The sequence below is a fragment of the Bradyrhizobium sp. CCBAU 25338 genome (genome assembly GCF_028128965.1).
Lineage (GTDB): Bacteria > Pseudomonadota > Alphaproteobacteria > Rhizobiales > Xanthobacteraceae > Bradyrhizobium > Bradyrhizobium liaoningense.
Window position 1 is genome coordinate 32510 of the sequence record NZ_LFKY01000034.1, and the last position, 22979, is coordinate 55488.

Consider the following 22979-nt stretch of genomic DNA (forward strand, 5'->3'; position numbering starts at 1 on the left):
CCTTGCCGGCTCATTGACGAACAGCCTCAACAATCGGTTAAGCGGCCGCACGATCACGCCTTGACGGGCACGGCGCCGGTGCAGCCCCGGGGCTGCCGTTTGAATCCACTTGGATGGATCGACGGAACCTTAATTTAATGAATGCCGTCGTATGAGCGGAAGCGCGATCGCCCGGGCTTAATTCTTCCGGCGCGCACAAAGACATATTCGATCGTTTTACGAGTCCAATAAGGACGCGACCATACATTGGATCGGATGAACAGGAGTTGGCAATGCGTTTGCTGAGGTCTTTCCTTGCCGATGAGAATGGCGCAACCGCCATCGAGTATGGCCTGATCGCGGCCGGGATCGCTCTGGCAATCGTGACCGTCGTGAACAACACGGGTGGCGCGCTGCTCAACAACAAGTTCAACTCGATCAGCTCGGCGATGAAGTAACGGCCGCCCCGACCTGCGTAACGGTTCGCCGCGCTCCTCGCCCATGACCGCCGGGCCCGCGGGCCATGATCTGGGTCAACAGCATCAGGACCGGGACGCTTAAGCATGGAGGCCCAACTCCCTGCTGCCGGCCTGTCCATGCATCCAGACCTTCCGCACTCCCAGCTCAAGATTCGCCGCGTCCGCCTCGATACCGGCCGTGAGAACGTCGTCGTCGTCTCCCGGCACTCGAAGGCGCTGCGCGCGGAGATCTTCCGCGGCTTCAGCCGCGTCGAGCTTCGTCGGGGCGACAAGGTTCTGCTGGCGACGCTGCTGATCACGGATGACGATACGCTGGCGGCTTCGGACGAGATCGGCCTCTCCGAACCCGCATTCCGGCGCTTTGCGGAAGCCGTCGGCACGCCGGTCACGGTCAGACCCGCCACGCCTCCCGAGAGCCTGGAGGCGGTGCGCGCGAAGATCCGCGGACGGACCTTGAGCCAGGCCGAGATCGGCGCGATCATCAGCGACCTCGCACATTACCGCTACTCCGACATGGAGATCGCCGCCTTCCTGATCGGTTCGGCGAGCTTCATCACCAGCGACGAGCTTCTCGCCCTCACCGGGGCGATGGCGCAAGCCGGCACGCAATTGGTCTGGCCGAACCCGATCGTCGTCGACAAGCATTGCATCGGGGGCATCCCCGGCAATCGCACATCGATGGTCGTGGTGCCGATCGTCGCCGCCCATGGCCTGCCGATCCCGAAGACCTCCTCGCGCGCCATCACCTCGCCCGCCGGCACCGCCGACACGATGGAGGTGCTGGCACGGGTGAATGTCGGCGTCGAGGAGATGAAGGCGATCGTCTCGGCTTGCAACGGCTGCCTGATCTGGGGCGGGCACGTGAACCTGTCGCCGGCCGACGACGTCCTGATCTCGGTCGAGCGCCCCCTGAGCCTCGATACCCGCGAGCAGATGGTCGCCTCCATCATGTCCAAGAAGATCGCGGCAGGCTCGACCCATCTGCTGATCGACATTCCGGTCGGGCCGACCGCGAAGGTCAGCGGCGGCGTCGAAGCCATGCGGCTGCGAAAGCTGTTCGAATTCGTCGGCGACCGCTTCGGCCGCTCGGTCGAGGTGATCACGACCGACGGAAGCCAGCCGATCGGCAACGGCATCGGGCCGGTGCTCGAAGCCAACGACGTCATGGCGGTGCTCGGCAACGAGCCGGCCGCACCGCGTGATCTGCGCGAGAAGTCGCTCCGGCTCGCCGCCCATCTCCTGGAATACGATCCGAAGCTGCGCGGTGGCGCCGGCTATGCTCGGGCGCGCGAACTGCTCGACAGCGGCGCGGCGCTGAAGCAGATGCAGAAGATCATCGACGCACAGGGGCCCTCGACCTGCAGCAACGAGCTGGGACCGCTCAGCTTCGACGTCAAGGCGATGCATGACGGCATCGTTTCCGCCATCGACTGCCTGCGCCTGAACCGCCTCGCCCGCACCGCCGGCGCGCCGCTCGACAAGGGCGCCGGCATCCGCCTGTTCAAGAAGATCGGCGATCGCGTCGAGCAGGGCGAGCCGCTCTATCGCGTCTACACTTTCGACTACCCCGAGCATGATCTGGTTGCCGACGCCGCCGCCGAAGAGACCGGTTACCTCGTCAACGGTCACGAAGCCCTGCAGGGCACGACGACGCCGTGAGCACGATCGCGCTCCAGACATTGCCGTGCGGCGCCGATGCGGCCAAGCGGCTCGCGGCGCGGCTTGGGCTTGCCTGCGGAGAGATCGCCGTGCACCGCTTTCCGGACGGAGAACTGCGCGTTGCAGTCGCGCCGGCGAGCGACACTGCGATTCTCTACGCCTCGCTCGATCAACCCAACGACAAGCTCATCGCCCTGCTCTTCGCCGCGGAGGCCCTGCGACGTGGCGGCGCAAAGCGGCTCGTCCTGGTCGCGCCCTATCTCTGCTACATGCGGCAGGATGCTGCATTTCATGCGGGCGAGGCCATCAGCCAGCGCGCCATGGGCAATCTGCTTGCAACGACCGTGGACCGCGTCGTCACCGTGGATGCGCATCTGCATCGCACCCCCGACATCCGGTCCGTATTTCCTGGTATCGAAGCGGAGAACCTGTCCGCCATGCCGGCCATCGCAAAGGCGCTGGCGGCGGGCAGCATCGACCCTGCGACCGTCGTGATCGGGCCCGACATGGAGTCCGAGCCCTGGGTGAGCGATGTCGCGAGCCGCTTGCGGTTGCAGCACACCGTGGCGCGCAAGACGCGGCACAGCGATCGTTCCGTGGCCGTCAGCTTTGCCGATCCTGCCCTGCTCTCGGGACGACCGGCGCTCATGGTGGACGACATCGTCTCCTCCGGGACGACGTTGGCGGCCGCAGCTAAGGCGCTGAGAGCAATGGGGGCGACGGTCGTCGATGCGGTCGTGACGCACGCGCTGTTTCCACCCGCGATGATCGCCGTATTCACTGAGGCCGGCATACGGTCGATCCGCTCGACCGACAGCGTGCCGCATCCGACCAATGCGATTGCGCTCGACGAGACTCTCGCGGCCGCCTTGCGGTCCGAACTGGCCACGACACATCTTCCGGAGACGACGACATGAGCATCACCGTTCGATTTTGCGGCGCCGCCCGCACCGTGACCGGGTCGAGCTACCTGTTCCAGACCGCGACGGGCCGCTTCCTGGTCGATTGCGGGCTGTTCCAGGGCCAGAAGACGCTGAAGGAGCTCAACTACGGCGCCTTTCCGTTTCGCCCCGCCGATATCGATGCCGTGCTGCTCACGCATGCTCACATCGATCACAGCGGATTGCTGCCGAAGCTCGTGCGTGCGGGATTCGAGGGGCCGATCCTGGCGACGCGCGGCACGATCGACCTCTGCTCCTACATGCTGCCCGACGCCGGCAGCATCCAGGAATCGGAAGTCACCCAGCTCAACCGGCGCAACGCCTCTCGCGGGCGCAAGGAGGTGCAGCCGATCTACACGCAGGCGGATGCGATCGCATCGTTGCAATCGTTTCGCCCGGTCGACTATGAACGCTGGACCGACGTGATCCCGGGCGTCCGCGCGCGCTACTGGAACGCCGGCCATCTGCTCGGCTCCGCCTCGATCGAGCTCGAAATCGCCGAGCAAGGCTCGGCGCGTCCGCTGCGCGTGCTGCTCTCGGGCGACGTCGGGCCGGAGGCCAAGCTGCTCCAGCCCGATCCCGAAGCGCCAACCGATTTCGATTACGTCATCTCGGAATCGACCTATGGCGACCGGGTGCGCGAGGCCACGACACCTGCGCTCCGCCGCAAGCACCTCGCTGCCGAGGTACGCGACGCCGCGGCGGCCGGCGGCGCGCTGCTGATTCCCGCCTTTGCGGTCGAGCGCACCCAGGAGCTGATCGTCGATCTCGTCGATCTGATGGAGCAAGGCGGGATTCCGACCGCACCGATCTTCCTCGACTCGCCGCTCGCGATCCGCGCGACCGAAGTGTTCCGCCGGCATTCCGAGAGCCTCGACCCAGCCGTTGACGCCGCCCGCCTGCTCAACTCGCCGCATCTCAAATTCACCGAAACCGTGGACGAGAGCAAGGCGATCATGCGTCTCAGCGGATTCCACATCATCATCGCCGCGAGCGGCATGTGCGACGCCGGCCGCATCCGCCATCATCTGAAGCGCTGGCTCTGGAACCAGCGCGCGACCGTGCTTCTCGCCGGCTTCCAGGCCAACGGCACGCTCGGCCGCTTCCTCCAGAACGGGACCAAGGCGGTGCGGATCCAGGGCGAGGAGATCAAGGTCGCGGCCCGCATCCGCATGATCGACGAATATTCGGGTCATGCCGACGGCGCCGGCATGGCGAGCTGGATCGCGGCGCGCCGCCCCATCGCTCGCGGGCTGTTCCTGGTCCACGGCGAGGAAGAAGCGATTGCGGGGCTCGCCGAGCGCGTGGCCGAACGCATCATTCCCGCGGCCAAGGTCTACCAGCCGATGCTGGACGATATCTATGAGCTCGCCGCCCCAGAACCGCGCGTGCTCGACGTGGATCACCGCCGGCGGCTCGCGCCGGAGGCCGTGACCCGTCTCGACTGGCACAACGAGATGTCCGAGCTCATGCTCGACATCAACGATCGTGTCGCAGCCGCCGCCGACGACCGCGCCCGCGGCGTCATCATCCGAAGGCTGCGCCGCGCGTTGGAGGAGAAGGCGTAAACGCGGCACTGCTCGCGCAGTCGTCAGTTCGGACAGGGTTGTCCGGCCGCTCCCCACATCGCCATGTCCTTGACGTGATCCTCGAAGGTGCCCGGCGGCGTCGAGCGGCCCGCTCCGGGCGCCCAGCCCCGCGGGATGAAGCCGTTCAAGGATGCATCGTGCCGCAAATGTTCAACAAGGCCAGCGGCGTCGCGACCGCCATTGCGCTTGGGGTCCTTCATCTGCGCGCATATTTCGGCACCACTTTTGCCGAACCAAATGAAAGCCACCGGCGCGAGTTGCCAGTCGATACCGGCGCGCGGCGGCGACGGTGCCGGCTCATTCGCCTGGGTGGAGGTCATGTGACAGGTCGAGCACGGGATCGCCTCCGCGCCGATGCGGCTCTCGCCGCCATGGATGTTCATGCCATGCGGGCGCGGCTTGGTTTCGCCGGCCGGCGTCCAGATGGGTATGGCCTTGGCATCGACATGGCAGTTGGCACACCGGGGATGGGTCACGACGGCCTCGATCCGCTTCCAGGCTTCCAGTCCCTGGGCGCGGCTGACGCTGCCGGGCGGCAGCACGTCCTTGCCGGCCTCGTCCTTGGCCGCAACGATCCCGGTGAGCGCCGCGATGGCCGAAGCTGCGAAGACGACCGCAGTCAGAGATCTCCTCATGGCTCGCCTCACACGAAATCGATGAACTTGTTGAAGGGCATTTCGCGGATGCGCTTTCCGGTGGCCGCGAAGATCGCATTGGCGAGCGCAGGCGCGGCCGGCGGAACCGGCGGCTCTCCGATGCCCCTCACCTTCGGATCGTTCTCCAGCCCGCGAACTTCGATGACCGGACATTGATAGATCCGCATGGCTTCATGGTGGTTGTAATTGGTCTGCTGCACCGCGCCCTTTGCGTAAGTGAGCTCGCAATTGATCGCATGGCCGAGCCCCCAGACGACGCCACCCTGCACCTGGCTCTCGAAATTGACGGGATCGACGACCTTGCCGACATCGGCCGCGACCCAGACCTTGTCGATCCTGATGCCCCGGTCCGTGGCCGTCACCTCGACGACTTCAGCGGTCGGCGTGCCAAACGATTCCACGAAGGCAACGCCCCGTCCTCGACCGTTTCCGAGCGGTCCCTTCCAGTCCGACATCTCCGCGACAGTCTCCAGTACCTTGCGATAGTGCGGCACGGTGCACATCGCGATGCGCGCCTTCATGGGATCGAGACCGGCCGCATGGATCAATTCGTCGATGAAGCTCTCCGTGAAGAAGCCCGATGTCGAGGCGCCGACCGACCGCCATGTGGTGCTCGGCGACAGTCCCTGCGCTTCGTAGCTCGTGGCCCGGAAATTGGGGATGTCGTAGTAGACGTTCCACAGGCTGGCGGCCAATTGCCCGTCGGGATCCTTCGAGGGTGTGCCCGAACGCTCGAGCAGTCCCTTGAGCGGCGTCGTCGAGGCCAGTTGCAGATCAGCGGCGACGATTTTGCTCTTGTCGACGCTGCCGCGGTGCCGCGCGATCGCAATCTGCCGCGGAATATCCTGGAGGAAATCCTCCTCGCGCGAGAACACGAGCTTGATCGGCGTGCCCTTCATCTGATTGGCGATCTCGGCGAGCACGCGGACGTTCTCATATTCCAGACGGTGACCGAAACTTCCGCCGGTCCACTGATTGTGGAAGGTGATCTGTTCCGGCTTGAGGCCGATCGCGGTCGCCGCGACCCATTGCACGAAGCGCGGGCTCTGATGGCCAACCCAGATCTCCATGCCCTTGTCGGTGACGAGGCCGATACCGTTCAATGGCTCGAGCGGCTGGTGCCCCACATAGGGTGCGCGATATTCCGCTTCGACGAGCTTGCCCGTCTTCAGGCCGGCTTCGATGTCGCCGATTTTTCGCCACTCCTTGCCCAGAAATTCCGGCTTGAAAGAGGATTCCAGCAGCTTCCAATGGTCGGTCTGCTCGGCGGGATAGGCCGAGGGCGCCCACTCGCAAGCGATGGCGTCGACCGCCTTCATCGCGTACCAGCTATTCGTGGCGATCACCGCCACGCCATTCCTGATTTCGAGGATCTTCCTGACACCCGGCATCGACCGCGCCTTGCCGGCGTCGTACGACTTCAGCGGCTGCCCCTTGTTGGGATTCAGCTTGACGGAGGCATAGAGCATGCCCTCCGTTTTCAGGTCGATACCGAACTTCAGCTCGCCCATCACTTTCGAGCGGACGTCGAGCCGCATCATCGGCTTGCCGAGCATGCGCCATTTGGACGGGTCGCGCGGCTGCGCATCGAGCACCGGCGGAATTTTCGACGCCTCCGCCGCGAGGGCGACATAGGCGATCTTGGTTCCGTTGGGCAGGATCACGTGGCCTGATTGGGTGCGAAGGTCGGCCATCGCGACGCCGGAATGTTTGGCCGCAGCCGCCTTGAGCGTCTCGCGCGCGATCGCACCGGCAACCCGCAGCTTCTGATAGGTGTCCGGAATCGTGCTCGATCCGCCCGTCATTTGCAGGCCGGACTTACGCAACCATTCGAGCGTGGCAGCGCGCGCTTCCTCTGCGGCCGGGCTTTGGTCCGCGGCCACGAACGGCGCGAACTCGTCCGCGAAGCCCGTGTTGAAATAGGCGGGGCTAGGCCCCGCAAACCGGATTTCGAACTGTCCGGGATCGAGGTCCATCTCTTCGGCGATCATGATCGGCTGCACAGAGCCGACGCCCTGGCCGATGTCGGCGTGTTGCGCGATCAGCGTGATCTTGTCCGGGCTGATCTCGACCCAGGGATTGAAGGTGACCGAATTCGCGCCGAGGCCGGCGGCCAGCGGATTGTCATCGGCGCTCGACGCGGCCGCTTCAGCGCCACTATAGGCGCCGAAAGCAATGCCGCCGGCGATTGCGGCGGTGCCGAAAACGAAAGCCCGACGCGAAAGGGTCTGCATGTGGCCCATGTCACTTCTCCGCCATCTTCTTCTTCGCCGCCGCGTGGATCGCTGCGCGGATGCGCGGATAGGTACCGCAGCGGCAGAGATTGCCGGACATCACCTGATTGATCTGCTCGTCGTTTGGTTCAGGGATCAATCCAAGAAGCGAGATGGCCTGCATGATCTGTCCGGTCTGACAGTAGCCGCATTGCGGAACCTGATGTTCGATCCAGGCCTGCAAGACCGGGTGGTGGTCCTTGTTGTCCAGGCCTTCGAGCGTGACGACCGTTTTGCCCGCGACCTCGCCGATATGCGACTGGCAGGACCGCACCGCCATTCCGTCGATGTGAACCGTGCAGGCGCCGCATTGCGCGACCCCGCAGCCATATTTGGCACTGGTGATGCCGAGCTCGTCGCGCAGCACCCACAGCAAGGGCATCTCGGGAACGACGTCGACCTGGCGCTTGATCCCGTTCACCGTGAGCTCGATCATGTCGGTATATCCCCTCGCATATCTGGTCGTCGCAACAGCACTGCACGATGCAAATTGAGCCGTATTCCCGAATCCTGCGGGATCATGCGCAATCTCTGCGGAATGCCGTATCGTCGCGATCGGCTTTCACCTCGGCCTGGCCGCAGCACAATTCGCGATACTGCCCCGGCGTGAGACTTGCGGCCTTGCGGAACACGCGCGTGAAATTGGCCTGCGAGCCGAAGCCGAACTCCAGGGCAATTTCGACCAGGGACAGGCGGTTACGTGCGAGCTCGTGCCGCGCAGCCTGGACGCGGCGATCGGTGACATAGCGGTGCGGTGACAATCCGGTCGCTTCGCGAAACAGCCGTGAGAAATGATAGGGGCTGAGGCAGGCCTGGGCCGCCAGATCCTCGAGCCTGATGTCGCCGCCAAGAGAGGCCTCGATATAGTCCAGCACGCGCTGAAGGCGCCGCGGATCGAGCGACGGCGACCTGTCGGGTGCGTGCCAGCGGTCGGTCGTATAATTTCCCAGAAGATGCGCCGCGAGCGCAACCTGGATACCCTCCACGAACAGCGCATCGATCGGCTGGCGGGGACGATGGAGCAGGTCGCGAAGCGGCGAACAGATGTGGAATAGCACCTGGTCCGCCAGGCCGTGAGCGTAGGCGATCTCGACCTTTGCGGGATCGATGTCGAAATCCGCAAGGGCGCTCTGGTCCAGCAGCGCCGGCGGCAGATAGAGATGAAGACATTCCATCCGATCGGAAAGCTCGAGATGGCTCTCCTGCGTCCCCACGGGCACGAGGTAGCTCATGCCCGGCCGCGCGAGGCTCTTCTGGACTTCGCCGTTGCCGGCGCGGCACACCATCCCACCGCCTGACAGCAGCATGACGAGCTCGGTGCAGACGGGAACGGGCGTCGCCTGACATCCCGCCTCGAACTTGCGATGCTCGATGCTCAGTCCCGGCCAATCGCTGGCCTCCGCGAGCTTCTCGCTGTTCTGATATTTCTGATCTCCATGCGTCACGAGCACCATCATGACCTCCGCTTCAGTTGCGGCGAATCCCGGCCCCGTATCGCGAGCGAGCGATCATTCCATCCGGTGGTGAGTTGCAGCCCGGCCGCTGCCACGCCGATGCGGATTTCTCACAAGGCGCTGTAGCGAAGTCCAGAGCCGGCGCGGTTAAAAGAGGTAAAAGGCAAGCAAAGCAAAGGCTTGGACGATGCGTTCGATTGGCTCGAACGGCTGATCCAGTCCTGATCAGCAAGATGCGTCCGTCATCGCGCAGGAATCGGAAATACCGCAATGGCCGGATGAGCCAGTGATGGTCCATCGAACGGCAATCCTGCCGGATCGACGTGACGAAGACCGAACGTGCGATCACCGAGGTCGACGTTGCGGCAGTCGCCGACGATGGTCCCGTCCGTTACCAGCGAGGATATGCAGCATGGCCCTCAAGGATATTCTGCCGGGAAGACTGGGCTTCGGTGCAGCGCCCCTCGGCAACATGTTTCGCGACATCCCGGAGCAGGAAGCCCTCGCGACGGTGAATGCGGCCTGGGACGACGGCATCCGCTATTTCGACACCGCGCCCTTCTATGGCGCGGGACTTGCCGAGATCCGCATGGGCGCAGCGCTCGCCGGCCGGCCGCGGAGCGACTATGTCGTCAGCACCAAGGTCGGGCGCCTGATCCTGGACGAGGTCGAGGATGTCAGTGCCCGCGATCTCGGCGAGAAAGGCGGCGTCTTCAAGCATGGTCGTCCGAACAGGATCGTGAACGACTATTCCCGGGACGGGACGTTGCGCTCGATCGAGGACAGCCTGAAGCGGCTGGGCACGGACCATGTCGACATCGCCTTCGTGCATGACGTCGCACAGGATTTTTACGGAGACGAGTGGCTTTCGATCTTCGAAAGTGCGCGCAAGGGCGCGTTCAAGGCGCTCGACCGGCTGCGCGACGAGGGCGTGATCAAGGCATGGGGCCTGGGTGTCAACCGGGTGGAGCCGATCGAGCTGCTGCTCGCGCTCGAAGAGCCGCGCCCCGACGGCTTCCTGCTCGCGGGCCGCTACACGCTGCTGGACCATGCAAGGGCGCTTCAGCGGGTGATGCCGATGGTTGCGGAGCATGAGCTCGCGATCGTCGTCGGCGGCCCCTACAGTTCGGGCGCGCTCGTCGGCGGTCCGAACTTCGAATATGCGCCAGCGCCTCCGGAAATCCTCAACAAGGTGGCGCGGATCAAGGCGATCGCCGATCGCTACGGCATCAGCATGAAAGCTGCGGGCTTGCAGTTCGCGCTGGCAAACCCGGTGGTCGCCGCCGTGATCCCCGGGGCGAGCCGGCCCGGCCGCATCGCCGAGGACCGCGCGGCCCTTGACCAATCAATACCCGGCGATTTCTGGCGCGAACTTCGATCGGCCGGTCTCGTCAATCCAGCTGCTCCGCTTCCGGACGCCGGCTGACCGGCACATGACATCACTCACAGACCGAGGAGACGAGAATGACCGACGAAACGCAACATTGCCGAAATCGAACGCCGCAACCTGCTTCGCACGGCAGGCGCCGCGATGATCACCGGTCTTGCCGTCGGCAGCATGCCCTCAGCCGCGTCCGCGGCGCCGGACGGGATGTCCCAAGCCGAGCGTAACGACGCGCCGCTCCAGGGCGTCCAGCATTTCGGGTTGACGGTCCAGAACATGGAGCGGGCCTATCAGTTCTATACGGAGGTGCTCGGCGGCACCGAGGTCTTTCGCCATGGCGACTTCCAGGGCGACGGGGTGCAGAACACGCTGCTGGCCGACCAGGAGATCGAGGCGAACGCACGCGGGGTCAATCCGCGGACGATCGGCGTTCCCGACCTGCGAAGCGGAGCGCAGCGGCTCGATGTGCGCTTCATCCAGTTCGACAACATGGTGCTCGAACTGCTGCAATATCGCGAGGCCGATCAGCCCGTGGGCAGTGCGAAGAGCTTTGCCGAGCCGCTGGAGCACATGAGCCCGGCTTTTCCGCGCATGATGCACATCTGCTTCTACGTTCGCGACGATGTCGACTTCAACAAGTTCATCGCCGACCTCGAAGCCGAGTCCGCGCGCCGCGGCATGACACAGGTGAGAGCGATCCGCACCATCCGCGTCATGACGGAAGCAAGGACGGGTTCGCCAAGCTTCCGGAACTTGCCGACGGCGGTGTCGAAGTCATGCGCATGGCGGTTCTCGGCAAACCTCAAAAATAGAGAGTTCGGTCGAGAAGCCGTACCCCCCGGCATCTTCCGGCCGGCGCATGAGCGATTTTGTCGCAACGATCCCGCGGCAGATGCCCGCGGCGATTCGTGCGAATTCAGAACGACTCACTTCAACCATCTTGCAGTGCATGATAATGGCAGGCGATCTGTTCGATCGATTGGCATGGATCAATGCGGGCTGCCACGGAGACACGGCAACGGGCCACACTCCGACAGGAGCTCACATACTGCTTCGGCCCATTTAGACTGGTTCCCCGCCGCCAGTTGCTCCTTCTCGACGGACGCCCGGTCAAACTGGGCGGGCGCGCATTCGAACTGTTGCAAGTGCTGGTGCAGCGCTGCGGCGAACTCGTCAGCAAGAATGACCTGATGGCCGCCGCCTGGCCGGGCACCTTCCTCCACGACAGTAATCTCAAGGTCAACATGTGGAGCTTGCGGCGTTCGCTGGGAGATACCCAGATCGAGCCCGTCTACATCGCGACCGTGGCGCGCCGCGGGTACAAGTTCATCGCCGAGGTGCAAATCAGCATCGGCGAGATCGAGGATGATCTGGCGCTCGCCGAACCGCTCCCGTCGTCCAATCCGCCGTTGCCGCGCGGCATCGTTGGTCGTGAAGCGGAAGTCGTCGAGATCGCCGGCCTGCTGGCCGACAACAGGCACGTGACCCTGGCTGGCGCGGGAGGAATCGGCAAGACGACGGTTGGCGTGGCGGTCGCCCAGGCATTTGCGCCACGGTGTCGCGACGGCGTCTGCTTCGTCGATCTCGCCACGATTTCCGATCCGATGCTGTTCGGCGCGGCACTGGTGACGGCACTGGGCATCAGGGGCAATCCGGACAGCAGTCTGGCTGCGGCGCTCGACTATTTGAGACCGCGGCAGATGCTGCTCATTCTCGACAATTGCGAGCATGTGCTGCCCGCCGCGACGATCTTCGCCGGCCGGTTCATGGCGGACACATCGCGATCCAGGTTGCTTGCCACGAGCCGCGAGCCGCTCGGCACCGCCACCGAGCACGTCGTCCGGCTGGGCTCGCTGGCCTCACCGAAGTCCGGCAACGCCCTGACCGTCGATCAGGCCGTCAGGTTTCCCGCGGTGCAGTTGTTCGTTCGCCGCGCCGCCGAATGGTCGGACTACCAGTTCGTCGATCGTGATTGCGAGGCCATCGCCTGGATCTGCCACTCGCTCGACGGCCTTCCGCTGGCCATCGAATTGGCGGCAGCCCAGATCGGCAGGTTCAATCCCCGCGAATTGGTGGCACTCCTCGACCACAATCTGGGTTTTCGCGCGCACGCCGCCGATGGCGCGCCGCCGCGCCAGGAGACCCTGATGGCGACGATCGACTGGAGCTTCAAACTGCTGTCGCAGAGGGAAGCCAGACTGTTCGGCCTGCTGTCGGTGTACAGCGACGCCTTCGAGGTTGAGGACGCGATCTTCGTCGCCGAGGCGGCGGGGCTCACGCCGGTCGACGTCGTCACCGGACTCGGCAGTCTCGTCGCCAAATCGCTTTTGAGCGCGCAGGCCCAGGGCGCAAGCCTGCGCTACCGGCTGCTCGACAGCACGCGGCGCTATGCCGCCGAGCGGCGCCGGGCCGATCCTGCGTGCGGCCAGGCGCTGCGCCGCCATGCGGAACGCGTCCTCGCGCTGTTCGAACAATCCGAGGAGGAATGGAACTGGCGCGAGCCGGCCGATTGGACACAGCGCTACCTTGGTCGCATCGCCGATCTGCGCGCCGCTCTTTCATGGGCATTCGGCGAGGACGGCGATCCTGTCCTCGGAATCAGGCTCACGGTGGCAGCGATCACCTTGTGGTCGGAAACCTCCATCCTGTCGGAAGCGCAGGCGCGGCTGGAGGACGCGCTCGCCTTGGCCAAGACCGTCGCGTGCGACGATCTTTTGAAGGCAAAGCTCGCCTGCGCCCTTGGATGGAGCCTGTTCTACGCCCGCAAGATGTCGAATGAGAACGAGGTCGCCTGGCTCGATGCCATCGCTTTTGCAAGGAGCGCCGGCAACATCGAGTACCGGCAGCGTGCGCTGGTCGGTTTTGCCTTCTACCTGCTGCAGATTGGCCAGGTCCCGCGCGCCATAACCTATCTCGAGGAGGCCACGGAGCTAGCCGACCGCGACCGCGATTTGACGGCAACGTCCGAAGCCGATCGGGCGCTGGCCTGGGCCCGTGCCTTTGCAGGGGAGCTGAGCAAGAGCCGCGCAGTTCTGGATCGTCTCGCCGCAACCTATTCGCTGGCCAAGGGCCGTTCGCGCAAGGATGCGAACGAAGTCTACCGGTTCATCACCGTGCGCTTCAACCTGCCGTTCGTGGCGTGGATGCAGGGGCAAGCCAACTACGCTGCAAGGCTGGCCCGCGACGCCGTCGAGGCCGCGGATCGCAGCGGCCATTGGGTGTCGCAGTCGAATGCGCTCGGGCTCGCCGCACTTCCTGTCGCGCTCGAAACCGGTAATCTGGACGCGCTCGCGAGCTTCACCGAACGTCTGCGTCGCAACCTGGAACGTGAGCGCATCTCGCGCTGGGTTCCCGTCGAGCGCTATTTCTCCGCCTGCCTTCGTGACCTGCGTGGCGATCGGCGCGCGGTGGAGGATATTCGAGCCGCGATCGAAGAGTTGATCGAATGTCGCTTCTTGATGCGGATCGGCAGCTATCTCGCGGTCCTCGCCCGAGCCTATTTGCGGCAAGGGCGGATCGCGGAGGCGCGCGAGGCCATCACGCGGGCGATCGGCCATCAGGAACGTCAAGGCGAGCGCTGGTGCCGATCAGAACTTCAGCGGGTCGACGCAGCGGTCCTTCTCCACGCCGGCGAGCCGCTACGCGCTGAAAAGCGGCTACAACAGGCACTCGCCGAAGCACGCGCCATAGGGGCAGCGACATTCGAATTGCGCATCGCCACCGATCTCGCCGCACACTGGATCGGGACCGGCCGCAGGGTCAAGGCTGTCCGACTGCTCGCCCCGATCCATGAAGGCTTCGCCGAGGGCTTCGAGACGCCGGATCTGGTTGCGGCCTCGCGCCTGCTGCAGTGCGTGCCGCCGACGGCGAGCGGCTGCGGCCACTATCGACAGCCGAGGCCAGTGCACGCTCGCGATGCATAGCTGGCCTACCGCCGCGCTCACCGCGCGCGCTTTACGCCTCGAGGAATTCCTGATCCTCTCTCTCCAATCGGCCGGGACCAACCGGCCATGCCCCAGGGAGAGAGACGCCATGAAGCTCGGGACCGCGATCGCGGAGATCATGAGGCGCGAGGGGATCGAGATCCTCTGCGGCTATCCGGTCAACCATTTGATCGAGCACGCGGCGAAAGCCGATATCCGCCCCGTCATGGTGCGGCAGGAGCGCGTCGGCATCCACATGGCGGACGCGATCTCGCGGGTCACGTCGGGGCGCAGCATCGGCGCGTTCTGCATGCAGCACGGGCCGGGCGCAGAGAACGCGATGGGCGGCGTCGCGCAATGCTTCGGCGAGTCCGTGCCGGTGCTGGTGCTGCCGATGGGCTATCAGCGCAGGCTTGCGCACATCGAGCCGAACTTCAATTCCAGCGAGGCGATGAAACCGTTCGCGAAATCGTCCGAGCCGATCATCCTCGCGACTGAGGTCGCCAATATCTTCCGCCGCGCCTTCACCAAGCTGAAGAACGGCCGCGGCGGGCCTGTTATCGTCGAGATCCCTTCCGACATGTGGAACGAGGATGTGCCGGAACCGCTCGACTACACGCCGGTGCTGCGCACCCGCTACGGCGCCGACCCCGTGCATGTGAAGGAAGCGGCCGGCCTTCTCGTCAACGCGAAGCGGCCGGTCATCTATGCCGGCCAGGGCGTGCATTACGCACAGGCGTGGCCGCAACTGAAACGGCTCGCCGAGCGGCTGGCGATCCCCGTCACCACCAGCCTCGGAGGCAAATCGTCGTTTCCGGAAACGCATCCGCTTTCGCTCGGCTCCGGCGGGCTCGCGGTGCCGCGCGCGGTCCCGAAGTTTCTGAGCGAGGCCGACGTCATCTTCGGCATCGGCTGTTCCTTTACCGAGACCAATTTCGGCATCGCGATGCCGAAGGGCAAGACCATCATTCACTCCACGCTCGATCCCAATCATCTCAACAAGGACGTGGAAGCGAAGATCGGCCTCGTCGGCGACGCCTCCCTCGTGCTCGACGCGCTGCTGGAGGAGATCGGCAAGTCCGTCACCACGGATCGCGATGCCTCGGCGGTCGCAGCCGAGATCGCGGCCTCTCACAAGGAGTGGCTGGCGAAATGGATGCCGAAGCTGACCAGCCATGACGCACCCTTGAGCCCGTACCGCGTGTTGTGGGACCTCCAGCACACCGTCGACATCAAGAACACCATCATCACCCACGATGCCGGCAGCCCGCGCGACCAGCTTTCTCCGTTCTGGAAAGCGGTCGAGCCCCTCACCTATCTCGGCTGGGGCAAGACGACGCAGCTCGGCTACGGCCTTGGGCTGGCGATGGGCGCCAAGCTCGCAAAGCCCGACAAGCTCTGCATCAATGTCTGGGGCGATGCAGCCATCGGCTTCACGGGCATGGATTTCGAGACGGCGGTGCGCGAGCGTATCCCGATCATGTCGATCCTGCTCAACAATTTCTCGATGGCGATCGAACTGAAGGTGATGCCGGTCTCGACCGAAAAGTATCGCTCGACCGACATTTCCGGCGACTACGCCGCGATGGCGCGCGCGTTCGGCGGCTATGGCGAGCGGGTGACCAGGCCGGAGGACATCGTGCCCGCGATCAAGCGGGGCATCCAGAAGACGCGGGAAGGCGTCCCGGTGCTGCTCGAGTTCATCACCAGCAAGGAGACCGAGGTGTCGCGGCCGGGCACGTGAGCGGGCGCACTTGAGCATGGGTGGCATCAAGCCCGGCTGGTTGCGCCGCATCCACCTCACTCCGACGGGGAGAGGTGATCCTGCCTGCCGGCTTCGTCGCTTCAATCAAGTTCATCTCGGCTCTGTGCCGCTGTCGTCGAGGCTGGCTCCTGCCACGCGGGATGTGATAATCCGGCCCGGTGCTGCGCCTGTCGCGGCATCAAGCCGGATTGCGAATGACCAACCCTCCGAAGGATATCGCCGCTGAACTTGCAGCCGAGAACGCGCGGCTGCGCAGCGAGCTTGCGATTGCGCGGGACCGCCAGAGCGCGAGCGCCGAGATCCTGCGCACCATCGCGGCCTCGCCCTCCGACGCGCGACCGGTTTTCGCGGCGATCGCGTCCAGCTCGAAGCACCTGCTCGGCGGCTTCTCCGCTACCGTGCTCCAGTTCATCGGCGACGAGCTGCACCTCGTGGCGTTCACACCGACCAGCCCGGAGGCGGACGAAGGGCTGAGGGCGTCGTTCCCGCGCAAGATCGCGGACTTCCCGACCTTTGCGCTGGTGCGCGACGGCGAGACGATCCAGTTTCCGGACAGCGAGGCCGCCGACGTTCCGGAGCTGAACCGGGAGTTGGCCCGGCTGCGCGGCTTTCGCAGCGTGCTGTTCATGCCGCTGATGAACCGGGGCGCGCCGGTCGGCATGATCAGCGTCACGCGGGCCGAGACTGGCGCCTTCGCGCCCGACCTCGTGCAGCTGCTCCAGACCTTTGCCGACCAGGCGGTGATCGCGATCGAGAATGCGCGGCTCTTCAACGAGACGCGCGAGGCGCTGGAGCGGCAGACCGCCACGGCCGACATCCTGAGGGTGATGGCCGCCTCGCCGTCCGATATGCAGCCCGTGTTCGACGCCATCGCTGCCAACGCCAACCGGCTGATCGGAGGCTTCTCCACCGCGGTGCTGCGTTATATCGACGGCGCCGCCCACCTTGCGGCATTCACGCCGACCGATCCGGCCGGAGATCGCGTGCTCCAGGCCTCGTTCCCGGTGCCGTTCGCACAGTTCCCGCCCTATCAGCTCGTTGCCAATGGTGCCGCCGCGCAACTGCCCGACACCGAGCTCGAGCCGGCCGCACGCGACATCGCGCGTGCGCGGGGCTATCGCAGCATGCTGTTCACCCCGCTGATGAGCGAGGGCGAAGCCATCGGCATCATCATCGCCACGCGCCGTGCGACTGGCAGCTTCGCCGAGCATCATGTGCGGCTGCTCCAGACCTTCGCCGACCAGGCGGTGATCGCGATCAAGAATGTCAGCCTGTTCAACGCGACCAGGGAAGCGCTGGAGCGTCAGACCGCGACCGCCGATATCCTCAAGGTGATCGCGGCCTCACCATCAGACGTCACGCCGGTGTTCCAGGCCATCTCCGACAGCGCCAAGTCGCTGATCGGCGGGCACTCCTCCACCGTCACCCGCGTCATCGACGGCATGCTGCATCTGGCGGCCTTCACCACCGACAATGAAGCCGGCAACGCCGATCTGCTCAGCTCCTTCCCGGCGCCGCTGTCGGGCTCGGGCATTCACAGCCGGGTGGCAAGGAGCGGAGAGTATGCATTCCGCAGCGACATGCAGAACGAGCCCGGCCTCACCGAGGCCATGAAGGAACTGGCGCGGACCCGAGGCTATCGCAGCATCCTGGTGGTGCCGATGCTGCGCGACGGCGTCGCGATCGGCACCATCGCCGTCACGCGGCCGGAGCCCGGCCATTTTCCTGACAAGGCGATCAACCTGCTCAAGACCTTTGCCGACCAGGCCGTGATCGCGGTCGAGAACACGCGCCTGTTCAACGAGGTGCAGGACCGCACAAGCGAGCTCGCCAGATCGCTCGACGATTTGCGCGCCGCGCAGGACCGGCTGATCCAGACCGAGAAGCTCGCATCCCTCGGCCAGCTCACCGCGGGCATCGCGCACGAGATCAAGAATCCGCTCAACTTCGTCAACAATTTCGCCTCGCTGTCTGCCGAGCTGACCGAGGAGCTGAACGATGTGCTTGCGCCGGTATCGCTCGCCGAGAACGTGCGTGCGGACGTCGAGGAGCTGACGGGCCTCCTGAAGGACAATCTGGCGAAGATCGTGCAGCACGGCCGCCGCGCCGATTCCATCGTCAAGAACATGCTGCTGCATTCGCGCGAGGGCGGCGGCGAGCATGGGCTGAGCGACATCAATGCGCTGGTCGAGGAAAGCCTCAACCTCGCCTATCACGGCGCGCGCGCCGAAAAGCCGGGGTTCAACGTGACGCTGGAGCGCGAGCTCGATCCCGCGGCCGGACAAGCCGAAGTGTTTCCGCAGGAGATCACCCGGGTGCTGCTGAACCTGATCTCGAACGGCTTCCATGCGGTCGCCAAGCGCAGGGCGGACGGCGCCGCCGACTACGCGCCGGTGGTGCTCGCCGCGACGCGCGACCGCGGCGACAGCGTCGAGATCCGCATCCGCGACAACGGCACCGGCATTCCGGACGAGGTGAAGGAGAAGATGTTCAATCCGTTCTTCACCACCAAGCCGGCCGGCGAAGGCACCGGCCTGGGGCTGTCGATGAGCCACGACATCGTGGTGAAGCAGCACGGCGGCACGATCGACGTCGCGACGGCGCCGGGAGAGTTCGCCGAATTCACGATTCTCCTGCCGCGGAAGAGCGGATCCATGAGGAGCGACAAGGGGTAGCATCACCTCGGAGGATTCATTGAAGAGTCTCGCGTGGTTCATTCGGCGCCAATTGCTCTCGCTCTCCGGCGTCGGCCTCATGCTGGGCGCGCTACTCTTCGCGGCCGCGCTGACGCCGACGCTGATCCCGCGCAGCTATCTCACGCAAGGCGCCCTCGCCGGCGGCTGCTTTGCGATCGGCTATTTCGCCGGCGTGCTGTGGCGGCGGCTGTGGCACTATCTGGAACTACCCGAACCGTCGGCGCCCGCGAGATCGATTGCGAATGCGCTGGCCGCCGCCATCTGCCTGCTCGTCGTCATCGTATGCCTATGGCGCACCGCCGAATGGCAAAACTCGATCCGCGCCCTGATGAAGATGGCACCGGTCGAGACCGCGCATCCGTTCAAGGTCTGCGCCATCGCCCTGGTCACGTTCGTGGTGCTGTTGGTGCTGGGACGGCTGTTCACGCTGGTCGCCGGCTTTCTCGCCGCGCGCGCGCGGCACGTTATCCCGCCGAAAGTGGCGAACGTTATCGGCGTGCTGATCGCGGGCTTGCTGTTCTGGTCGATCGCCAGCAATGTCCTGATCCGCACCGTATTCAACGCGCTCGACTCCTCCTTTCGCGAGCTCGATATCCTGCTCGAGCCCGAGCGGCCGCAGCCGACCGCGTCGAACCGGACGGGCAGCCCGGACTCCCTCGTGAAGTGGCGGGAGCTCGGGCGCATGGGACGCCGGTTCATTGCCTCGGCCCCGACCGCAGCCGAGATCAGCGCCTTCACGGGACGGCCCGCCCAGGATCCCGTGCGCGTCTATGTGGGGCTCGCCGGCCGCGACACGCCGCGGGCGCGCGCCAAGCTCGCGCTCGACGAGCTGAAGCGTCAGCACGGTTTTGAGCGCAAGGTCCTGGTCGTGATCACGCCGACCGGCACCGGCTGGATCGATCCGGCCGCGATGGACACGGTGGAATGTCTCCACCATGGCGATGTCGCGAGCGTGGCGATACAATACTCTTATCTCAACAGCCCGCTGTCGCTGCTCTTCCAGCCGGAGTACGGAGCAGAGGCCTCGCGTGCGCTGTTCGCTGAAATCTATGGCTACTGGACGACGCTGCCGAAGGACGGCCGGCCGCAGCTGTATCTGCACGGCCTCAGTCTCGGCGCCATGAACTCGGAGAAATCTGCGGAGTTGTTCGAGACGATCGGCGATCCGATTGCGGGCGCGCTCTGGAGCGGGCCGCCGTTCGAAAGCCGCATCTGGCGTTCGATCACCGCGAACCGCAACCCGGGCACGCCGGCGTGGCTGCCGAAATTTCGCGACGGCCGCTTCGTCCGCTTCATGAACCAGAATGGAGCGACAGTGACGGCAGATGCGCCCTGGGGGGCGATGCGCGTCGTCTATCTGCAATATGCCAGTGACGCGATCACGTTCTTTTCCTACCGCGACGCCTACCAGGCGCCGGCCTGGATGACGGTGCCGCGCGGGCCCGACGTCTCACCTGAGCTGCAGTGGTATCCCATCGTCACGATGCTGCAGCTCGCCCTCGACATGGCGGTCGCGACCCATACGCCGATGGGCTTTGGCCATGTCTACGCACCCGAGCATTACGTCGACGCCTGGGTCGCGGTGACCGATGTCAATGACTGGTCGGCCGAGGCGCTCGCACGGCTGAAGGGACAACTTGCGGCGAAAGCGCGGCAGACGACGAGCGCAGGGGATGACGATCCCGATCGCGGCGGCTAAAGCGCGATGGGATTTGGATGAATGGCCATCGCGCTTCAGGTTGTTGCTTACGCATGATCTTTACGGAAAGCCGCTTCGCACTTTTCCGGATCATGCTTTGGGCGTAATCCGGAAAGGCCGTGGTCCTCCGAAGGATCATGCTCAGCCGGCGGCGCCGCTCACTCCGCCATCTCGACGTGCTTGGTCACGGTGGGGCCGGCCAGCGGCCGCTCCTCCATCGCGATCAGGCACAGCGCAGCACCCGTCATCAGCGCGGTGGCGGCGCCGAAGACGTAACGGAACGCATGCCGCATGTCCTCGGCGGGAATGGCATTGACGACGCCTGCGGCATGATGCTCGCCGGCGAGCGGGATGTCGGTGCCGAGCGCGATCAGTAGGATGGCTGCGAAGGCCGCGACCGTGAAGGACGACATCAGCGAGCGGAAAAAGTTCAACGCGCCGGTGATGGTGCCGACCTGCGGCCGGGCGACCGAATTCTGCACCGAGACCACACAAACCGGAAAGGTGGTGCCGAGGCCGAGCGCAAACGCGGCCATCAGCGTCAGCAGGCCCCATAGCGGCAGCGTCGTCAGCGTGAGACCGAGGCCGCACAGCGCGGCCCAGGATGTGCCAATGATGGCGACGCGCTTGTAGTGCTTGGCCCGAGCCATCGTGCGCCCGGCGATGGCCGCGCCGAGGGTCGAGACGGCCGCCAGCGGAATCAACGCAAGCCCCGCCTCGCTGGCGCTGAGGTGATAGACGGATTCGTAATAGAGCGGCAGCTGGACCGTGAGGCCCGTGATCGCGCCGAGCGCACAACCGCCTGCCATCAGCCCGAATGGCACGACGCTTCCGCCGAGCAGCGGCAGCGGCAGGAACGGCTCGTCCGCGCGCCGGGCGTGCCAGACGAAGCTGACGACGAGCGCGACCGCGCCACCGACCATCGCGAGCACGGTCGGCGACAGCCAGGGATAGCGCGTGCCGCCCCAGGTCAGCACCAGCATGAAGACCACGGCAGAGGCCATCAGCAACACGCCGCCGAGCCAGTCGACCTTGCGCTTGCGGTGGAACACCGGGATCTTCTTCATCTTCGGCAGCAGAAGCGCGATCGCGGCGGCCGAGAGCGGGAGGTTGATCCAGAAGATCATCGACCAGTGCAGATGCTCGGCGAACACGCCGCCGATGACCGGGCCAAGAATGCCGCCGACCATCCAGACGCTGGAGAAATAGGCCTGGTATTGCCCGCGCTCGCGTGGGCTCACCACGTCGGAGATCACGGTCTGCACCACAGGCATGATGCCGCCGCCACCGAGGCCCTGCAGACCGCGCGCCAGGATCAGCATCGGCATGTTCGGCGCGATCGCGCACAGCACCGAGCCCGCGACGAACAGGCTGAGCGAGATGATGATCATGACGCGACGACCGTAGATGTCGCTGAGCGTGCCGAACACCGGCGCGACCGCGGTCGAGGCGAGCAAATAGGCTGTGATCACCCAGGAGAGATTGGAGACGTCCTGGAACTGCCGCCCGATGGTCGGCAGCGCGGTCGCCACGATGGTCTGGTCGAGCGCTGCCAGGAACATCGTCAGCATCAGGCTGATGACGATGGTGCGAACCTCGTCGGAGGTCAGCGGCACCGGCGGCGCGATGGACGGCGCGTCATCGACGCTCAACACCTCGCTGGGAAGGCGGGACAGCTCGTCGGCAATGTCGTCAGGCAATGTCTGGACGTCGGCAGCACTCTGCCGTTCGATTTTGTTCATCTCGTCGGACGTCATGTGGCGGCGCAACGCCGCGAAGGATTCGTTCTATGCAATCCAATGTAGACAGCAAAGTTCTTCCCAGGCAGGCACCACGGCGCATGGGTGCATCCCGCCCCGAGGTCATCCCGAACACGTGATCGCAAGGGGGCGACGGATCAGTCCCTTGTCAGTCCCTTGGACGTCGCTTCAGACGGGCCCGTTTCGGCAGCACGGCCGGCCACTGCACGATGTGGTTCTCGAGCTCCTCGTCCGGGATCTCCTCCTCGCTTCCCTCGACGCGGCCGCGCACGGAGACGCCGGCTTCATGCACGGTGTTGGGATCGCCCGAAACCAGCGGATGCCACCAATAGAGGTCGCGCCCCTCGGCGACGAGCTTGTAGCCGCAGCTCGGCGGCAGCCAGTTCAGGCTGCGGACATTGGCCGGGGTCAGACGGACGCAATCCGGAACCTTGTCGGAACGATTCGGATAGTCCTTGCAGGCGCAGCTCGCCCCGTCGAGCAGCTTGCAGCCGACATGGGTGAAATAGATCCGGCCGGTGTCCTCGTCTTCGAGCTTGTTCAGGCAGCAGCGGCCGCAGCCATCGCACAGGCTTTCCCATTCGGATCCCGACATCTCTTCCAACGTCTTGGTTTTCCAGAAGAATTCTTCCTGGCCTGAGGGTCGTTTGGGAGCTGCGGTCATGCGCCTCAACAAGAATTCGAAAGAGCTACGGCGACGCCATCTAGGCGGCGCGGCCGCA

General features: G+C 65.1%; 16 protein-coding genes. 10 read left to right on the plus strand and 6 right to left on the minus strand.

The window, feature by feature from the left end; genetic code table 11:
• The first annotated feature begins 272 nt into the window (after positions 1–272).
• The 4 genes from ACM42_RS14180 (at position 273) to ACM42_RS14195 (ending at position 4626) form a co-directional block, all read left to right on the plus strand.
• A complete protein-coding gene (locus ACM42_RS14180) occupies positions 273–437 on the plus strand; it encodes a Flp family type IVb pilin (protein WP_271528502.1) in 165 nt (54 codons plus the stop codon).
• A 138-nt stretch (positions 438–575) separates the two neighbouring features.
• The gene (locus ACM42_RS14185) at positions 576–2117 is read left to right on the plus strand and encodes a thymidine phosphorylase family protein (protein WP_271528689.1); all 1542 of its coding nucleotides are present in this window, start codon (positions 576–578) and stop codon (positions 2115–2117) included.
• Positions 2114–3034, plus strand: a complete 921-nt coding sequence (locus ACM42_RS14190; RefSeq protein WP_271528503.1) for a ribose-phosphate pyrophosphokinase — start codon at positions 2114–2116, stop codon at positions 3032–3034. Before ACM42_RS14185 ends, ACM42_RS14190 begins: the two co-directional genes overlap by 4 nt.
• Positions 3031–4626 (plus strand): MBL fold metallo-hydrolase, encoded by a 1596-nt coding sequence (locus ACM42_RS14195; RefSeq protein WP_271528504.1) that lies wholly within the window; start codon positions 3031–3033, stop codon positions 4624–4626. Before ACM42_RS14190 ends, ACM42_RS14195 begins: the two co-directional genes overlap by 4 nt.
• Before the next feature lie 23 nt (positions 4627–4649).
• Here ACM42_RS14195 and ACM42_RS14200 read toward each other — a convergent pair whose 3' ends face one another.
• The 4 genes from ACM42_RS14200 to ACM42_RS14215 form a co-directional block, all read right to left on the minus strand.
• Positions 4650–5282 carry a hypothetical protein gene (locus ACM42_RS14200; protein WP_271528505.1) on the minus strand — a complete coding sequence of 211 codons (633 nt, stop codon included), beginning with the start codon at positions 5280–5282 and terminating at the stop codon, positions 4650–4652.
• Positions 5283–5290: 8 nt separating this feature from the next.
• Positions 5291–7546, minus strand: coding sequence for a xanthine dehydrogenase family protein molybdopterin-binding subunit (locus ACM42_RS14205; protein ID WP_271528506.1), 2256 nt, complete (start codon positions 7544–7546; stop codon positions 5291–5293).
• Position 7547: 1 nt separating this feature from the next.
• Positions 7548–8012 (minus strand): (2Fe-2S)-binding protein, encoded by a 465-nt coding sequence (locus ACM42_RS14210; RefSeq protein ID WP_271528507.1) that lies wholly within the window; start codon positions 8010–8012, stop codon positions 7548–7550.
• Between the two features lie 82 nt (positions 8013–8094).
• Complete coding sequence (locus tag ACM42_RS14215) at positions 8095–9030, minus strand: helix-turn-helix domain-containing protein (RefSeq protein WP_271528690.1); 936 nt, start codon at positions 9028–9030, stop codon at positions 8095–8097.
• Positions 9031–9442: 412 nt separating this feature from the next.
• On the opposite strand from ACM42_RS14215, the gene ACM42_RS14220 reads away from it, so the two are divergent.
• The 6 genes from ACM42_RS14220 to ACM42_RS14245 all read left to right on the plus strand — a co-directional run bounded on the left by ACM42_RS14220 (position 9443) and on the right by ACM42_RS14245 (position 20497).
• Positions 9443–10456: an aldo/keto reductase gene (locus tag ACM42_RS14220; RefSeq protein WP_271528508.1), complete on the plus strand. Its 1014-nt coding sequence runs from the start codon at positions 9443–9445 to the stop codon at positions 10454–10456.
• A 105-nt stretch (positions 10457–10561) separates the two neighbouring features.
• Positions 10562–11605 (plus strand): VOC family protein, encoded by a 1044-nt coding sequence (locus tag ACM42_RS14225; RefSeq protein WP_271528509.1) that lies wholly within the window; start codon positions 10562–10564, stop codon positions 11603–11605.
• Complete coding sequence (locus tag ACM42_RS14230; RefSeq protein WP_271528691.1) at positions 11560–14337, plus strand: winged helix-turn-helix domain-containing protein; 2778 nt, start codon at positions 11560–11562, stop codon at positions 14335–14337. The genes ACM42_RS14225 and ACM42_RS14230 overlap by 46 nt, the downstream gene beginning before the upstream one ends.
• On the plus strand, positions 14330–16081 hold the full coding sequence (locus tag ACM42_RS14235) for a thiamine pyrophosphate-requiring protein (RefSeq protein WP_271528510.1): 1752 nt from the start codon (positions 14330–14332) through the stop codon (positions 16079–16081). The genes ACM42_RS14230 and ACM42_RS14235 overlap by 8 nt, the downstream gene beginning before the upstream one ends.
• A gap of 215 nt (positions 16082–16296) precedes the next feature.
• Entirely contained in the window at positions 16297–18777 is a 2481-nt protein-coding gene (locus tag ACM42_RS14240) for a GAF domain-containing sensor histidine kinase (protein WP_271528511.1), read from the plus strand.
• Positions 18778–18856: 79 nt separating this feature from the next.
• Complete coding sequence (locus tag ACM42_RS14245) at positions 18857–20497, plus strand: alpha/beta hydrolase (RefSeq protein WP_271528692.1); 1641 nt, start codon at positions 18857–18859, stop codon at positions 20495–20497.
• Between the two features lie 158 nt (positions 20498–20655).
• On the opposite strand, the gene ACM42_RS14250 is transcribed toward ACM42_RS14245, so the two are convergent.
• Together ACM42_RS14250 and ACM42_RS14255 are read right to left on the minus strand one after the other, a co-directional pair.
• Entirely contained in the window at positions 20656–22239 is a 1584-nt protein-coding gene (locus ACM42_RS14250; protein ID WP_271528512.1) for an MDR family MFS transporter, read from the minus strand.
• Between the two features lie 166 nt (positions 22240–22405).
• Positions 22406–22921, minus strand: a complete 516-nt coding sequence (locus tag ACM42_RS14255; RefSeq protein ID WP_131874292.1) for a YcgN family cysteine cluster protein — start codon at positions 22919–22921, stop codon at positions 22406–22408.
• Positions 22922–22979 lie beyond the last annotated feature (58 nt).

What these genes read in the sequence shown, in the direction of transcription:
- ACM42_RS14215 (WP_271528690.1), bottom strand. Translation starts at nt 9,030, where the DNA reads ATGGTGCTCGTGACGCATGGAGATCAGAAATATCAGAACAGCGAGAAG.
- ACM42_RS14255 (WP_131874292.1), bottom strand. Translation starts at nt 22,921, where the DNA reads ATGACCGCAGCTCCCAAACGACCCTCAGGCCAGGAAGAATTCTTCTGG.
- ACM42_RS14245 (WP_271528692.1), top strand. Translation starts at nt 18,857, where the DNA reads ATGCTGGGCGCGCTACTCTTCGCGGCCGCGCTGACGCCGACGCTGATC.
- ACM42_RS14185 (WP_271528689.1), top strand. Translation starts at nt 576, where the DNA reads ATGCATCCAGACCTTCCGCACTCCCAGCTCAAGATTCGCCGCGTCCGC.
- ACM42_RS14235 (WP_271528510.1), top strand. Translation starts at nt 14,330, where the DNA reads ATGCATAGCTGGCCTACCGCCGCGCTCACCGCGCGCGCTTTACGCCTC.
- ACM42_RS14180 (WP_271528502.1), top strand. Translation starts at nt 273, where the DNA reads ATGCGTTTGCTGAGGTCTTTCCTTGCCGATGAGAATGGCGCAACCGCC.
- ACM42_RS14205 (WP_271528506.1), bottom strand. Translation starts at nt 7,546, where the DNA reads ATGGGCCACATGCAGACCCTTTCGCGTCGGGCTTTCGTTTTCGGCACC.
- ACM42_RS14210 (WP_271528507.1), bottom strand. Translation starts at nt 8,012, where the DNA reads ATGATCGAGCTCACGGTGAACGGGATCAAGCGCCAGGTCGACGTCGTT.
- ACM42_RS14240 (WP_271528511.1), top strand. Translation starts at nt 16,297, where the DNA reads ATGACCAACCCTCCGAAGGATATCGCCGCTGAACTTGCAGCCGAGAAC.
- ACM42_RS14220 (WP_271528508.1), top strand. Translation starts at nt 9,443, where the DNA reads ATGGCCCTCAAGGATATTCTGCCGGGAAGACTGGGCTTCGGTGCAGCG.
- ACM42_RS14195 (WP_271528504.1), top strand. Translation starts at nt 3,031, where the DNA reads ATGAGCATCACCGTTCGATTTTGCGGCGCCGCCCGCACCGTGACCGGG.
- ACM42_RS14225 (WP_271528509.1), top strand. Translation starts at nt 10,562, where the DNA reads ATGATCACCGGTCTTGCCGTCGGCAGCATGCCCTCAGCCGCGTCCGCG.
- ACM42_RS14200 (WP_271528505.1), bottom strand. Translation starts at nt 5,282, where the DNA reads ATGAGGAGATCTCTGACTGCGGTCGTCTTCGCAGCTTCGGCCATCGCG.
- ACM42_RS14250 (WP_271528512.1), bottom strand. Translation starts at nt 22,239, where the DNA reads ATGAACAAAATCGAACGGCAGAGTGCTGCCGACGTCCAGACATTGCCT.